This window comes from Altererythrobacter epoxidivorans, assembly GCF_001281485.1.
GTDB classification, from domain to species: domain Bacteria; phylum Pseudomonadota; class Alphaproteobacteria; order Sphingomonadales; family Sphingomonadaceae; genus Erythrobacter; species Erythrobacter epoxidivorans.
The window spans coordinates 674,237-688,098 of record NZ_CP012669.1 but is presented as its reverse complement, the minus strand read 5'-3'; the positions used below and the strand labels follow the sequence as shown (position 1 = coordinate 688,098).

15 protein-coding genes are annotated in these 13,862 nt (G+C 59.7%); 5 read left to right on the top strand and 10 right to left on the bottom strand.

What is annotated here, in order from left to right:
• Window positions 1-53 precede the first annotated feature (53 nt).
• From AMC99_RS03545 to aspS, 5 genes are all read right to left on the bottom strand, one after another.
• Window positions 54-509 carry a 2'-5' RNA ligase family protein gene (locus tag AMC99_RS03545; protein WP_338021465.1) on the bottom strand — a complete coding sequence of 152 codons (456 nt, stop codon included), beginning with the start codon at window positions 507-509 and terminating at the stop codon, window positions 54-56.
• Between the two features lie 85 nt (window positions 510-594).
• Window positions 595-1,566, bottom strand: a complete 972-nt coding sequence (gene mltG / locus AMC99_RS03540; protein WP_061922860.1) for an endolytic transglycosylase MltG — start codon at window positions 1,564-1,566, stop codon at window positions 595-597.
• A 2-nt stretch (window positions 1,567-1,568) separates the two neighbouring features.
• Window positions 1,569-2,828, bottom strand: coding sequence for a beta-ketoacyl-ACP synthase II (gene fabF / locus AMC99_RS03535; RefSeq protein WP_061922857.1), 1,260 nt, complete (start codon window positions 2,826-2,828; stop codon window positions 1,569-1,571).
• Window positions 2,829-2,962: 134 nt separating this feature from the next.
• The gene (locus tag AMC99_RS03530; protein ID WP_057883643.1) at window positions 2,963-3,199 is read right to left on the bottom strand and encodes an acyl carrier protein; all 237 of its coding nucleotides are present in this window, start codon (window positions 3,197-3,199) and stop codon (window positions 2,963-2,965) included.
• A 96-nt stretch (window positions 3,200-3,295) separates the two neighbouring features.
• Entirely contained in the window at window positions 3,296-5,092 is a 1,797-nt protein-coding gene (gene aspS, locus AMC99_RS03525; RefSeq protein ID WP_061922854.1) for an aspartate--tRNA ligase, read from the bottom strand.
• A gap of 179 nt (window positions 5,093-5,271) precedes the next feature.
• Between aspS and rnd the strand changes: the two genes are divergently transcribed.
• The 3 genes from rnd (at window position 5,272) to AMC99_RS03510 (ending at window position 8,347) form a co-directional block, all read left to right on the top strand.
• Window positions 5,272-6,468 carry a ribonuclease D gene (gene rnd / locus AMC99_RS03520; protein WP_061922850.1) on the top strand — a complete coding sequence of 399 codons (1,197 nt, stop codon included), beginning with the start codon at window positions 5,272-5,274 and terminating at the stop codon, window positions 6,466-6,468.
• Window positions 6,469-6,477: 9 nt separating this feature from the next.
• Entirely contained in the window at window positions 6,478-7,374 is an 897-nt protein-coding gene (locus AMC99_RS03515) for a LysR substrate-binding domain-containing protein (RefSeq protein ID WP_061922848.1), read from the top strand.
• 139 nt (window positions 7,375-7,513) lie between these two features.
• Window positions 7,514-8,347, top strand: a complete 834-nt coding sequence (locus AMC99_RS03510; protein ID WP_157058244.1) for an SRPBCC family protein — start codon at window positions 7,514-7,516, stop codon at window positions 8,345-8,347.
• 4 nt (window positions 8,348-8,351) lie between these two features.
• Here the strand turns inward: AMC99_RS03510 and AMC99_RS03505 are convergent, their stop codons facing one another.
• Both AMC99_RS03505 and pgsA read right to left on the bottom strand, forming a co-directional pair.
• Window positions 8,352-8,618: a hypothetical protein gene (locus AMC99_RS03505; RefSeq protein ID WP_061922842.1), complete on the bottom strand. Its 267-nt coding sequence runs from the start codon at window positions 8,616-8,618 to the stop codon at window positions 8,352-8,354.
• Window positions 8,619-8,837: 219 nt separating this feature from the next.
• Window positions 8,838-9,431 (bottom strand): CDP-diacylglycerol--glycerol-3-phosphate 3-phosphatidyltransferase, encoded by a 594-nt coding sequence (gene pgsA / locus AMC99_RS03500; protein ID WP_061927671.1) that lies wholly within the window; start codon window positions 9,429-9,431, stop codon window positions 8,838-8,840.
• A 111-nt stretch (window positions 9,432-9,542) separates the two neighbouring features.
• On the opposite strand from pgsA, the gene AMC99_RS03495 reads away from it, so the two are divergent.
• Window positions 9,543-10,868, top strand: coding sequence for an MFS transporter (locus AMC99_RS03495; RefSeq protein WP_061922839.1), 1,326 nt, complete (start codon window positions 9,543-9,545; stop codon window positions 10,866-10,868).
• Here AMC99_RS03495 and AMC99_RS13840 read toward each other — a convergent pair.
• The 3 genes from AMC99_RS13840 to AMC99_RS03485 form a co-directional block, all read right to left on the bottom strand.
• Window positions 10,861-11,052 carry a hypothetical protein gene (locus AMC99_RS13840; protein ID WP_083440071.1) on the bottom strand — a complete coding sequence of 64 codons (192 nt, stop codon included), beginning with the start codon at window positions 11,050-11,052 and terminating at the stop codon, window positions 10,861-10,863. The genes AMC99_RS03495 and AMC99_RS13840 overlap by 8 nt on opposite strands.
• 205 nt (window positions 11,053-11,257) lie before the next feature.
• Window positions 11,258-11,428 carry a CsbD family protein gene (locus AMC99_RS03490; RefSeq protein WP_061927669.1) on the bottom strand — a complete coding sequence of 57 codons (171 nt, stop codon included), beginning with the start codon at window positions 11,426-11,428 and terminating at the stop codon, window positions 11,258-11,260.
• A 144-nt stretch (window positions 11,429-11,572) separates the two neighbouring features.
• Entirely contained in the window at window positions 11,573-11,965 is a 393-nt protein-coding gene (locus tag AMC99_RS03485) for an EVE domain-containing protein (protein WP_061927667.1), read from the bottom strand.
• Between the two features lie 192 nt (window positions 11,966-12,157).
• Between AMC99_RS03485 and AMC99_RS03480 the strand changes: the two genes are divergently transcribed.
• Window positions 12,158-13,834: a putative bifunctional diguanylate cyclase/phosphodiesterase gene (locus AMC99_RS03480; protein WP_232301495.1), complete on the top strand. Its 1,677-nt coding sequence runs from the start codon at window positions 12,158-12,160 to the stop codon at window positions 13,832-13,834.
• The last annotated feature ends 28 nt before the right edge of the window (window positions 13,835-13,862 follow it).

The following is a 13,862-nucleotide window of genomic DNA, read 5'->3' as shown; positions in this document are numbered from 1 at the left end:
GCCGCGAGCGAGCGGCGCATTTAGGGCGCGGTTACGTCCCGGTCAACACCTTATCACGCGCTTTCACGCCCTCGAAAGGCGAAGTCCCGGACATGGTCCCATGGGCCGCCGACATAATGGAAGAGCGACAACCCGCGGAAGGCGAAATTGCGCGGTTGGATAGTCCCCTCCAGTGTACTCAGCAGCGCCTTGGCCTCGCCAGGACTCACCTTGTTCTGGATAGTGACATGCAGCCGCGGCCTGTGCTGGTCCTGACCTGTCAACATGCCGGTAAAATGCTCCGCGATGCGGTCCCTGATCCGCAGGATACCGTCGCTGGCCAGTTTGAGCGCGGTACCACGGCCGAGCGACATCAGCCCTTCAAGGCGCGCTTCCACGGGTTCGTATTGCGAGGCGATCGCCTTGCAGAGATCGCTCAGTTCATCCTCGCAACTTTGCGGAATGGCATGGAAGAGCGTGACATGAGCTTCGAGATAGTTGCGCTCGGGCGGGAAATGTTCGTTCCTCAGCGCTGTCGCCCATGCATGCAGGTCACGGGGAAGTTGTGCGGTCAGGATCAGCGGTTTGCCGGAAATGCCGCCCTCTCCCTATCGATCATTCCATTTCGCCGCGCTGACGGCGCAGGCGATACCATTCCGATACGTTTGCATTGTGCTCGTCGAGTGTCTCGGCGAATTTGTGGCCGCCGGTTCCATCGGCGACCATGTAAACCGCACTTGTCGCGGCAGGGTCGAGCACGGCCGCGATGCTTTCGCGTCCGGGATTGGTGATCGGCGCCTTGGGCAAGCCCACCATGGTGTAGGTATTATAGTCGTTGACCGCCGCGATCTCGGACTGCCTGATCCGACGACCGAGCGGCTTGCCCTTGGTAATCGGGTAGATGATCGTCGGGTCCGCCTGCAGGAGCATCCCCTGCTTTACCCGGTTGGAATAAAGGCCGGCGACCATCCGCCTTTCAGACGGCTTGCCGGTCTCCTTCTCGACGATCGAAGCGAGGATGAGCGCATCGCGCATGGTGTCAACCGCAATGCCGGGCTTACGTTTCGCCCAGGCTTCGGCGAGATATTTGTCCATCGCTGCCTGCATCCGTTCGACCACGGCCTGGCGGCTTTCGCCCCTCTCGAAATCGTAGGTATCGGGCAGGAGCGACCCTTCCGGTGGGACATCGATTTCGCCCGTCAGCAAAGGCTCGGCCATCAGCTTTTCGAACACCATGATCGAAGGCCAACCCTCGGGGATGGTGACGAAGCGGCGGATCACATCGCCAGACTGGAACGCCTCGAGCATCTCGCCCTGGCTCATGCCCTTGGCGAGCGCGAACTCGCCCGCCTGGATCGGATCGTTGCCGCCAAGAAGCTTGGCCCGCAGCAGGAAGCCGTTGGCCGACGAGATGAGCCCTTCTTCCTCCAGCTTGTTCGCGACAGTGGTCAGCGAAGAACCCGCAGGAATGATGAACGGCGTATCTTCCTCGACCGTCGCAGAACCGAACATGCCACCAGCGAAGACAGCACCGGCGACAAGGACGAGTGCGAGTATGGCCGCGACGAGGCAGCCGCGCCGTTTCACGATCAGTCGACCTTCTTCATCACGAGGCTGGCATTGGTTCCGCCGAAACCGAAGCTGTTGTTCAGCACGGCGTTCACTTCACGCTTCTTTGCGACGAGCGGAACAAGATCGACACCTTCGGTACCCTCGTCCGGATTGTGCAGGTTGAGCGTCGGCGGCACGATCTGGTCGCGCATCGCAAGGATGCAGAAGATGGCTTCAACGGCACCTGCGCCACCCAGAAGGTGACCGATCGCCGATTTGGTGCTGCTCATCGAAGCGCCATTCAGATCGTCGCCCAGCACGCGCTTGACCGCAGCGAGTTCGATCGTGTCGGCCATCGTCGACGTGCCGTGGGCGTTCACGTAATCGATATCGCCCGGCTCCATTCCGGCTTTCTTGAGCGCCATGCGCATAGCCAACTCAGCACCCTTGCCTTCAGGATGCGGGGCGGTGACGTGATAGGCATCGCCCGAAAGGCCGTAGCCTACGACTTCGGCGTAAATCTTCGCGCCGCGCGCCTTGGCATGCTCGTATTCCTCCAACACGACGACACCGGCACCCTCGCCCATCACGAAGCCATCGCGGTCCTTGTCATAGGGGCGGCTGGCTTCCGTCGGACGGTCGTTCATGCTCATGTTGAGCGCGCGGGCCTGCGCGAAGCCTGCGACGCCGAGCGGGTTGACGGTCGATTCCGAACCGCCGGCCAGCATGACGTCGGCATCGCCGTCCTTGATCATGCGCGCTGCATCGCCGATCGAGTGCGCCCCGGTCGAACAGGCAGTCACGACAGCGTGGTTCGGTCCCATCAGGCCGTATTTGATCGAGACCTGGCCACTGATCAGGTTGATCAGGCGCCCGTGAACGAAGTGCGGGCTGACGCGGCCAGGGCCACGTTCATGGAGAACGATGGATTCGCTCTCGATGCCGGGAAGACCGCCGATACCCGAACCGATCGAACAGCCGGTGCGCATTTTCAGGTCGTCATCCATTTCGGTAAGACCGGCATCTTCGAGCGCCTGTCCGGCGGCATCGATGCCATAGACGATGAATGGATCGACTTGGCGCTGGACCTTGTGGTCGACGCGCTTGTCGGGATCGAAGCCGTATTCATGATCTGCCGGTTTGATCTCGCAGGCGATCTGGCATTTCTGATCGGATGCGTCGAAACGGGTGATTGGTCCCGCGCCGCTTTTCCCGGCAATGAGATTGGCCCAGCTCGTTTCGACGTCTCCCCCGAGCGGGGTGACAAGTCCGAGTCCGGTAACAACTACACGACGCATTATCTTCTCCAGCAAAGAAAACAGGCCCAACCCATAGGGCTGAGCCTGTCGAAGCCCTTATCCTGATGCGCCAACCGGCCAGCATCAAAACAGCCCATCGACAAGCTCAGGGCGACGGGGCTGTAAGGTGGGCCTTAGCCCTTGTGTTCTTCGATGTACTTGGTCGCATCGCCGACGGTTGCGATCTTTTCAGCCGCATCGTCGGGGATTTCGACACCGAATTCTTCTTCGAATGCCATCACCAGCTCGACGATGTCGAGGCTGTCTGCGCCAAGATCGTCGATGAAGCTGGCTTCCTGGGTGACCTTGTCAGCCTCAACGCCGAGATGCTCGACGACAATCTTCTGCACGCGGTCGGCAGTATCGCTCATAATTTTCCCTCTACTCTGGGGTTCTTGGAAATTCGACATTTGCCCTAATCAAGGGATCGGGCAAGCGCAAGAGGATAGGGTGCAGTAAGCGTTAGCTCAGGCGCCCTCCCCTTCCTTCTTCGGCGGCTCGACCACACGCAGGTGAAGCTCGCGAAGCTGCTTGAGTTCGGGAACGCTGGGCGCGCCCATCAGCAGGTCTTCCGCCTTCTGGTTCATCGGGAAAAGCGTGATTTCGCGCAGGTTCTGCGCCCCGCAGATCAGCATCACGATGCGGTCAACACCGGCGGCCATGCCACCGTGCGGCGGCGCACCGTACTGGAATGCGCGGTACATCCCGCCGAACTGTTCTTCCACATCTGCCTTCGACATGCCGACGATTTCGAACGCCTTCACCATGGTTTCCGGCTTGTGGTTACGGATCGAGCCCGATGCGATCTCGTAACCGTTGCAGACGAGGTCGTACTGATAGGCGTTGATCGTCAGCGGGTCCTGGTTTTCCAGGGCGTCCATTCCGCCCTGCGGCATCGAGAACGGGTTGTGGCTGAAATCGACCTTCTTCTCGTCTTCGTCATATTCGTAGAACGGGAAGTCGATAATCCAAGCCAGCTCGAACCGGTCCTGGTCGATCAGGTCGAGCTGTTCGCCAACGCGGATACGTGCAGCACCGGCGAGCTTCGCAGCATCAGCCGCCTTGCCGGCTGCGAAGAACAGGCCGTCATTCTCGCCGAGGCCAAGCTCGTCGTAGATCTTCTGCATGTTGTCGGGGCCGTGGTTCTTCGCGATCGGACCGCCGAATTCGCCGCCCTTACGGGTGACGTAGCCAAGACCTGCGAAGCCTTCCTTCCGCGCCCAATCGTTCATGTCGTCGAAGAACTTGCGGCTCTTTTCATGCGTGCCCGGCGCCGGAATCGCACGGACCACGCCGCCAGTGCCGACGATCTTTTCGAACAGGCCAAAGCCCGACTGCGTGAAGTGATCCGAAACATCGGTAATGATCAGCGGGTTGCGCAGGTCAGGCTTGTCGCTGCCGTACTTGAGCATCGCCTCTGCATGCGGAATGCGCGGGAAGCTGCCAGCCGCCGTCACATGCTTGCCATTGGCGAAGGCTTCGAATGTGCCTGCGATCACCGGCTCCATCGTATCCCAGACTTCTTCTTGGGTGACGAAGCTCATTTCGAGGTCGAGCTGGTAGAATTCGCCCGGCAGGCGGTCGGCACGCGGATCTTCGTCGCGGAAACACGGTGCGATCTGGAAATAGCGATCGAAACCGGCGACCATCAGCAGCTGCTTGTACTGCTGCGGTGCCTGCGGAAGCGCGTAGAACTTACCTGCGTGGATGCGGCTCGGCACCAAGAAGTCGCGGGCGCCTTCGGGCGAGGACGCCGTCAGGATCGGGGTCGAAAATTCGTTGAAGCCCGCTGCAGCCATGCGCTGGCGCATGTCGGACACCACGGCCACGCGGGTCATGATGTTCTTGTGCAGCGTTTCGCGGCGCAGGTCGAGGAACCGGTACTTGAGGCGAATGTCCTCCGGATACTCCTGCTCACCGGCCACCGGCATCGGGAGTTCTTCGGCTGCACTCTGCACCGTGATCTCACGAGCGAAAACTTCGATCGCGCCGGTCGGCAGATCCTTGTTCACCGTTTCGGGTGTGCGCGCCTTCACAGTGCCATCGATCGTCACGACCGATTCGACACGCAGCTTTTCCAGTACCGGGAGAGCGGACGAATCTTCGTCCGCGACGATCTGAGTGATGCCGTAGTGATCGCGAAGGTCGATGAAGAGGACACCGCCATGGTCGCGCTTGCGGTGGATCCACCCCGACAGGCGGACGGTCTCACCGACGTTTTCGGCGGATAGCTGTGCGCAATTGTGGGTACGATAGGCGTGCATCTAAAAACTTTCCAATTTCGGAGCTATGGCGCTAAGGGCGCGCCCATCGAAAGGCGTGCGACCCTTGCGCGGGTAACGCGCGCGCTAACAGGGGAAGAGGGTGACTTTGTCAAGGCACCTGACCTCAAATGGGCTTCGGCCCGGGGGCGGTACTCCGCCCGATAAAGACGAAAAGACAAATGAAAATACATGATCTGATTACCACGACCGAGGCGCTTCAGGAACTCTGCGAGAGGCTCGCGAAATCCGATTTCGTGACGGTCGATACCGAATTCATGCGCGAAAACACCTATTGGCCGGAACTCTGCCTCGTGCAGATTGCCAATGAGGAAGAGGCTGCAGCGATCGATCCGCTGGCAGATGGCATCGACCTGACCCCGCTGCTGGACCTGATGTGCAACAACGAGGACGTGCTCAAGGTTTTCCACGCGGGTGGCCAGGATGTCGAGATTATCGTCAATCTCGCCGGCAAGACGCCTCACCCCATTTTCGATACGCAAATCGCGATGATGGCGATTAGCCAGTCCGAACAGATCGGCTATGCCAACCTCGTCGAAAGCTGGCTGGGCTTCACCATCGACAAGGGTGCGCGTTTCACCGACTGGAGCCGCCGCCCGCTGACCGATCGCCAGATCGAATATGCCATCGGTGACGTCACGCACCTTTCCGAAATCTTTCCGAAGATCCTCGAAAAGCTGATCAAGACCGATCGCGGCGCTTGGCTAGATGCCGAAATGGACAAGCTGGCCGACGTTTCGAACTATGTCATCGATCCGGACCAGGCATGGCGCCGGATCCGTTCGCCCGGGCGCAACCCGCAGGTCCTCGGCCGGTTGAAGGCGCTGGCCGCATGGCGCGAAGGCGAAGCGCAGCACAAGAATATCCCACGCGGCCGCATCATGCGCGACGAAACGCTGGCCGATATCGCCAGCCATCCGCCCAAGCAGCAGAAAGACCTCGCCAAGGTTCGCGGTCTCTCGAGCGCCTGGAGGGACAACGACATCGGCAAGCGCCTGCTGAAAGTGCTCGAAAAGGCCGAACCGCTCGACAAGGACGAACTGCCCGAAAAGATGAAGCGTGGCGCACCGCTGGGCAAGGAAGGCGCACTTGTTGCCGACCTGCTCAAGCTGTTGCTCAAGATCAGGGCGCGGGAAATCGATGTCGCTGCCCGCTTGCTGACCAAGGCAGAAGAAATGGAAGCGCTGGCAGCTGGCATCCGCGATCTGCCGGTGCTGCAGGGCTGGCGCTACGAAGTGTTCGGCCGCGACGCACTGGAACTGGTCGAAGGCCGGCTCGCCTTCGCGGTAAAGGACGGCAAGCTGAATATGACGCACATCGACGACATGCCCGAACAGATGACGCAGGCAGCCGAATAAGGACACGGTTTGAGTACTTACCTCCCGACGATCAAGCAGCTGCAATATCTCGTCGCGCTGCACGAGCACGGCCATTTCGGTCGCGCTGCCGAAAGCTGCTTCGTTTCGCAATCGACCCTTTCGGCAGGCATTCGCGAGCTGGAATCGCTGCTGGGGGTAACGCTGGTCGAACGCAGCCGCCGTGTCGTCCGGTTTACGGCGCTGGGCGAACAGGTGGTCGAGAAGGCGCACCGCCTGCTGCGCGAGGCTGAGGAACTGTCCGACCTCGTCCAGGCTGCGGGCAAACCCCTTTCCGGGACGCTCCGGATGAGCGTTATCCCGACGATCGCGCCTTTCATGCTGCCGCACATCCTGCCTCGCCTGAGGAAGGAACGCCCCGAACTGAAGCTGCTGTTGCGCGAGGAAACCAGCCAGGATGCCGTCGAATCCTTGCAGCATGGGCGCGTGGATTGCGTGCTACTCGCGTTGCCGTTCAACACCGGGGAGGTGGAAAGCGCCCACATCGCCGACGACCGGCTGTTCGTCGCCTTTCCAAAGGACGACCCGCGCGATCCCCCCGACCAAATCCCGCCATCCATGATCGACGAGGGGCGCCTGCTCCTGCTCGAGGATGGTCACTGCCTGAAGGAGCACGCGCTTTCGGCCTGCAACCGGCCGGAACTGCGGGCGTCCGCGACCATGATCGGCACTTCGCTGCACACGCTGGTGCAGATGGTGAACAACGATCTTGGGCTGACGATGCTGCCCGAAATGGCGCTCAATGCCGGCATTCTCAACGGAACCGACGTGGTCGCCCGCCCGCTCAAATCGGCGAATGCAAAGCGCGAGATCGCGCTGATCTGGCGCAAGAATTCACCCCGGGCAGACGAGTTCAAGCTTCTCGCAGAGGAACTGAAGGCTGGCTGAGGAAAGGTCACCCGATCAAAGGGCGAGCGACGAAAAACTCGGGACGTTTCTCATCCTCCTCGCCCTCGGATCATTCCTGGTCCTGGTGTTCGGCGGGTTTGCAGAGAATGTATACGCTGGGTTCGGCGCACTCTTCCTGTTGCCTTTCTCGGTTGGCGCGATCTTCACTCTAGCATTCGGCCGCTATTCCCCGGTCGGATGCCTTGTTCCTCCCGTTGCCCTGGGTTTCGGCGCAATAGTGCTGGTCCAGCTAGGGCTGGAAGGCATGGTCTGCATCGCCATGGTCATGCCGTTCTGGTTCGTCGCGGCGCTCGGCGGAGGCGCTGTGGCGCTGTTCTGGCGCTATGCCGCAAGCCGCGAGGGAGAACCGTCCGAGCCAGGCAATCGCACGAACGTCATCGCGCTGGCCGCGCTTCCCTTTGCAATGATCTATGCAGAAGAGATGGCTCCGCCCGCATGGCAGGACGCATATGTCACGCGCAGCATCGAGCTTGCTGCGCCGGCTGCAGAAGTCTGGCCGATGCTGTCGTCGATACCCGACATCGATCCCGGCGAAGGCATGAACACCTTTACGCACGACTGGCTGGGGATCCCGCGGCCGAGCGATGCGCACCTCGTGGAGCGCGATGGCAAACTGGTCCGCAAGGCGCGTTGGGGCGAACATATCCGGTTCGAGGAGATCGTTACCGAAATTCGGCCTGGCGAAAGCATGAAATGGCGTTTCGCCTTCCCCGATACCTCCGTGCAGGATCACACCGATCGCCATGTATCGCCCGATGGCGAGATGCTGAAAATCGTCGGTGGCGGATACCACCTGACGCCTATGGCCGACGGCAAGACACGTCTAACCCTGACCACGCACTATCGCATGCGCAGCCGGCTCAGCTGGTATTTCGGATGGTGGGGCGACCGGATGCTCGGAGATGTCGAGCGCAATGTGCTCGCGATCATCGAGCAACGCGTAATGGCTTGATCATTCAGGCCGTCGCGGCGGTACGCTTGGCTAGTTTGGCTTGGGCGTAACGTTCGAGCTTTCGCGCTGCGAAGATCGGCACGATGACCGATAGAGCGATACCGGCGAGCGAACAGAAACCGAGCCAGATCGCCATCGCGGAACCGCCGGATTCGTACATGGCGTACAGGACCGGAACCGCGAGGATCACGCCGCGCACTTCATTGAAGATGATCGCGACGGCGCCTGCTTTGAAAAACAGGCCGAGAAAGGTTGATAGTGTGGCGCTCATGAGGCCCCACTACGCCTGAATGATTGATAATATGTTGATAGGGGCGCGGAATTCCTCCGCCCCGGTATATGTAACATGTGATGCGCCCGCTTATTTTCTTACGGTTGTTAACTGTAATAGCGCACCAAGCCCGATTTGGTTTCAAATAACCGGACAGAATATGTGGAAGAAACGGAATTCGATTTATGTAATTTGCTCAGAACGACGCAAACTATCTAATCAATCCATATGCTTAAGACCAACCCGCAGGTAATCCCAGCCGGTCATGAGCGTGAGTATCGCGGCGGCCCACAAGGCGACCAGACCCACTGTATGCGGGATATTCGCCGTCACATCGCCAACCGTGACGATCCACTGCGGGAGGCCCTTCCCCAGGATAAGCGAGCCGAGCGACAGGAGCTGAAACGTGGTTTTCCACTTGGCGAGTTTCGTCACCGGGACGGAGACCTGCAACCCGCCTAGGAATTCGCGAAGCCCTGATACCGCAATCTCGCGCACGAGAATTATCAGACCTGCAATCACGTGCATGTCGCCGACGTAGGGCCCACGCAGCACGCCCTGTGCGGTCAGCACGAGAATGACGGCGGCGACCATGATCTTGTCAGCGATCGGATCGAGGAAAATGCCCAGTTTCGATACGGCACCGCTCGACCGAGCAAGGTAGCCGTCGAAATAGTCCGTAATGGCCATCAAACTGTAGAGACCGAATGCCAGGAGATACCCGGTTGCCCAGTCGGGCCACCACAACAGGAAGGCCAAGAACGGCACCGCCAGGATGCGTGACAGCGTGAGCACATTGGGCAAGGTCAACATGCCGACATTCCTAGCGTCAGTCGTCTCGGGGCAAAAGATGCAGCGTTCACCTTGTTCACCGCCGCGCATTGCCCCAATGGTGGCCGTGAGAGGAAATTTTCGGGAAGCCTGATGACCACGTCAACGCATCTACTGCGCCGTCGGCGCTTCCTGCCCCTGTTCTGCACGCAGTTCCTCAACGCCTTCAACGACAATCTCTACAAGACCGCCATGGTGCTGTTTGTCGTCTACTCCGTCTATAACGACGAGAGTGCGGAAGGCATGTTCAGCGCGGTCGCATCGGGCCTTTTCATCTTCCCCTTCTTCATCCTGTCAGCTCTCGCGGGCCAGCTTGCCGATATGCGGGACAAGGCGAAGATCATTCGCACAGTGAAGATGTGTGAGATTGGCCTGATGGTCATCGGTGCGGCCGGCCTCTTCCTGGCCTGGCGCGGTATCATGGTTGAGACCTTGGCCATCCCGCTGCTGCTGCTCGCACTGTTCCTGACCGGCGTCCAGTCGACCTTCCTGGGACCGATCAAATACGCGATCCTGCCCCAGCACCTTCAGCGGGACGAAGTGCTGGCAGGTACTGGCCTGGTGGAGGCCGGCACCTACATAGCCATTCTTGCAGGGACGATCCTGGCGGGCTGGATTCCCGTCGAATGGGCTGCAGCAGGAATTATCGTGACCTCGGTAATCGGCTATTTCAGCAGCAGGCAGATTCCCGCCGCACCGCCGATCGGCGAACAGGCCAAGCTGGACTGGCACATCATCCGTGCGTCTTACGTGCTCGTTCGCAACACGATGCACGACAAGCCGATATTCTACGCCATCATGGCGATCAGCTTTTTCTGGGCCATCGGCGCGGTTCTGATCATCCAGTTCCCGCCACTGGCGAAGAACACACTGATGGCGAGCAAGGAGGTGGCGAGCCTGTTCCTCGTGATATTCTCAGTCGGCATCGCCATCGGTTCTGTGTCCGTGAATGCCCTGCTGAAAGGGCAGGTTTCGGCGCGCTATGCCCCGGCGTCGGTCGTCCTGATGGGAATATTCGTCGTCGCCTTCTATGCCGTTTGCAGGGCTTGGCAGAGCTACCAGCCGACAGAATTGCTGGGCGTTGCAGAGTTTATTGCCTGGCCGCTTGCGATCATGATCCTCGCCACATTGCTCGGCATCGCCATTGCCGGCGGGATGTTCGTCGTTCCGCTTTACGCGTTCCTTACAACGCGTTGCGCACCGGACCAGGCGTCGCGGACAATCGCGGCCAACAACATCGTTAATTCTGGCGCGATGGTTATCGGCTCATTGATTGCGATGGCGATGAACGCGATCGGCATCGCCATGACCGAGCAACTGTTGCTGAGCGCAGGGATGTGCGTGATCGCGGCCTGGCTCGGGCAAAAACTGCACAGGGTCGCTTCGGTTGCCGAAGCGCCCGCACATCATTCTACATGAAGAAGACCATCGCGGCGGCGAAACTCGCGACATAAGCGCTGGCAAAGCCACGCACGTCCTCCTGCGTCAATCGCCAGAGCGATTCAGCAGGATTTTCATATTCGTTGCTCCGCACGTGAGCGGGCAGACTTGCCCGGAACGGGTGGCGGGCGGCTTCATCTGTGAGAACAAGGGCTCTACGCATGTCCCCCGATTAACGAATTCGTAACCATCGCGCTCCCTGCAATTCCGCGGTGTCGCAGCGCGGGACATTAAGCATCACGGTTCATCGTGAATATCCACAGGGCTTCGCCGACCATTGTCACGACAGGTGGATTGCGCACCAATAAGGCCGCCCCGTGATGGAGCGGCCTCTATAGCGCGGCCCTTGGCCGCCGGTGACGCAAGCGTCAGATGTCGTTGCCGAGTTTGCCTTCGACTTCGCCCTTGAATTGCTGGGCCTCGCCCTTGGCTTCCTGCCTGCGACCTTCTGCGCGGGTTTCGGCATCGCCGAATTCCTGCTTCAAATTGCCGATTGCTTCGTTGGTGTTGCCTTTGATCTTTTCGGTAAGTTCGCCCATGGCGTGTTTCTCCATCGCTATGAGACAAGGATTTTCCTCGCCTTCTCAATGGATTAACGGTTGCCCTGTCGGCCCGTTCCCTGAGCTTTCCTTCATCGCGACGAGATGTTGCTTCGGCGCGATGAATGAGGTCACAACCGTAGTCTATTCTCCCGCCAGCTCGAGAATGACCTTCCATTCTTCCGGCGTGAGTTCAGCAACGGACAGGCGGCCAAGACGTATTAGTTCGCAGTCGGCCAAACGTGGCTCCGCCTTGATCTGCTTGAGCGTAACGGGGTTCTTGAGCTTACGTTTGGCCTTTACCTTGACCGCAGCCCATTTGTTCTCGGGATCGGTCGGGTCGGTAATGCCACTCACGCTGATTTCCGCGATACCGACGATCTCGAGCCCTTCGCGAGAGTGGTAGAAGAAGGCTTCCTCACCCACTTCCATCGCGGCAAGATTGTTCTTCGCACGATGATTGCGCACACCGTCCCAGGTGCCTTCGCCTTCTGCAACGAGGTCGTCCCAGCTGTATTTGAATGGTTCGGATTTCATCAGCCAATAGCGCGGCAAGCCAAGTCTCCTGTGTCGGTCAGTCAACGCCTGCTAGCCAAGCGGGCTCTGTGAAGCCACCCCTTCAAGGTTACGAACTCCCGGAATTAACCCGATCTTCAGCAGGTTCGCGCATGAAGTCTTCGGCATAAGAAGAAACGTAGTGATGCAAGGTTTGACGTTATCACTGCCGACATGATGGGGCTCTCGCACTCGGTGTTCAAACTGGCAGAAACGACACGACTTGGCCGTGCCGAGCGCGACCTCGTGACGCTGGGTATCGCGATCGCGGCTATCATGCTGTTCGTCGCGACCGGCGGTCAGGTCCTGCCCGATGTCGTGCGTGCGCTTTCAGGCCACGGGAGCGGCCCGGACCGCTTGCTCGCCAATGCGCTGGTGCTGAATGTCGCGCTGATCATATTCGGCTGGCGGCGGTACCGCGAACTCACCCTCGAGATCGGCGAACGTCGCAAGGCCGAACAGACCGCGCGCCGATTGGCAGAGATCGATCCTCTGACCGGATGCTTCAATCGGCGCAGCATGGCAAGCGTTACAAATGCCCTGCGTCACGACGCATTGTCAGCAGGCCAGTCGCTCGCTTTCGTCATGGTCGATCTCGATAACTTCAAGCAGATCAATGACATGCATGGGCACTCGACCGGCGACAAGGTCCTGAACCGTATCGCCGATGCCCTGCGCGATACCTTGCCGGAAGATGCCGTCCTCGCCCGTCTGGGCGGCGACGAGTTCGCTTTCGTAATGCCGTACAAGCCGGATGACGAGGAAGCGATCGACCGGCAGATCGGCGAAATCTTCAAGCTGTTTGCAACGCCGCTGCTCATCGACATGGTGCGGATCGACATCACCATGTCCATCGGCATCGTGAGCGAAAGCCCGACCGTCGGTCCGGATCTCGACACCAAGGATGCCGAAACACTGATGCACCGTGCGGACATCGCGATGTACCGCGCCAAGAAGCAGGGCAAAAACCGCTTCGTCTGGTTCGAACCCAACATGGAAAACGAGCTGCGTTTCCGCAATGAACTCGAGGCAGGTATCCGCCGCGGGCTGAACCACGCAGAATTCGTTCCTTACTACGAACAGCAGATCGATCTCGAAACCGGTCGGCTGGTCGGGTTCGAAATGCTTGCGAGATGGAATTCGCCCCACCTCGGCCTCGTCAAACCAGAAACCTTCATTCCGATTGCGGAAGAGATCGGCGTCATTGCCGAACTTTCTGAACAGCTGATGGTGCAGGCCTTCGCCGATGCGTCGGAATGGAATCCAGAGCTCACGATATCGGTCAATATCTCGCCACTCCAGCTGCGTGACCCATGGTTCGCACAAAAGCTGCTGAGGCTGATCGTCGAAAACAATTTCCCGGCCCATCGTCTCGAAATCGAGATCACCGAAAATTGCCTGCACGAGGATATCGGCGCAGTCCGTACGATCATGACGAGCCTGAAGAACCAGGGAGTACGGGTCGGGCTGGACGATTTCGGTACGGGGTATTCGAGCCTCGCCACTCTCAAGACGCTGCCGTTCGACAGGCTCAAGATCGACCGCAGTTTCATCGCCGAACTCGGGACCGACGATGTTACCTCGACGATCGTCGATGCCATCGTCACGCTCGGCAAGGGCCTGCAGATGCCGATCACTGCCGAAGGTATCGAGAACAAGGATATCCTGGACGTTCTGCGCCGCATGGGCCGGATCAAGGGCCAGGGATATTTTTACGGACGCCCTGAATCGGCCGAACAGGTGAAAAAGCGCCTCCAGATGCTGGGCCTGCTCGCGGCGAACGACGGCCGTCACGCAGCACCAGCGCTGCCAGATGGCGGCAGCCACCCTCCGCGTGCGGCAGAGGCCTGACAGCCGGTCAGCCGCTCGCTAGGGCTGG

Bases quoted from the DNA above. Each gene is read 5' to 3' on its own strand.
- fabF (WP_061922857.1), bottom strand. From the start codon at position 2,828: ATGCGTCGTGTAGTTGTTACCGGACTCGGACTTGTCACCCCGCTCGGG.
- AMC99_RS03530 (WP_057883643.1), bottom strand. From the start codon at position 3,199: ATGAGCGATACTGCCGACCGCGTGCAGAAGATTGTCGTCGAGCATCTC.
- aspS (WP_061922854.1), bottom strand. From the start codon at position 5,092: ATGCACGCCTATCGTACCCACAATTGCGCACAGCTATCCGCCGAAAAC.
- rnd (WP_061922850.1), top strand. From the start codon at position 5,272: ATGAAAATACATGATCTGATTACCACGACCGAGGCGCTTCAGGAACTC.
- AMC99_RS03505 (WP_061922842.1), bottom strand. From the start codon at position 8,618: ATGAGCGCCACACTATCAACCTTTCTCGGCCTGTTTTTCAAAGCAGGC.
- pgsA (WP_061927671.1), bottom strand. From the start codon at position 9,431: ATGTTGACCTTGCCCAATGTGCTCACGCTGTCACGCATCCTGGCGGTG.
- AMC99_RS03495 (WP_061922839.1), top strand. From the start codon at position 9,543: ATGACCACGTCAACGCATCTACTGCGCCGTCGGCGCTTCCTGCCCCTG.
- AMC99_RS13840 (WP_083440071.1), bottom strand. From the start codon at position 11,052: ATGCGTAGAGCCCTTGTTCTCACAGATGAAGCCGCCCGCCACCCGTTC.
- AMC99_RS03490 (WP_061927669.1), bottom strand. From the start codon at position 11,428: ATGGGCGAACTTACCGAAAAGATCAAAGGCAACACCAACGAAGCAATC.
- AMC99_RS03485 (WP_061927667.1), bottom strand. From the start codon at position 11,965: ATGAAATCCGAACCATTCAAATACAGCTGGGACGACCTCGTTGCAGAA.
- AMC99_RS03480 (WP_232301495.1), top strand. From the start codon at position 12,158: ATGATGGGGCTCTCGCACTCGGTGTTCAAACTGGCAGAAACGACACGA.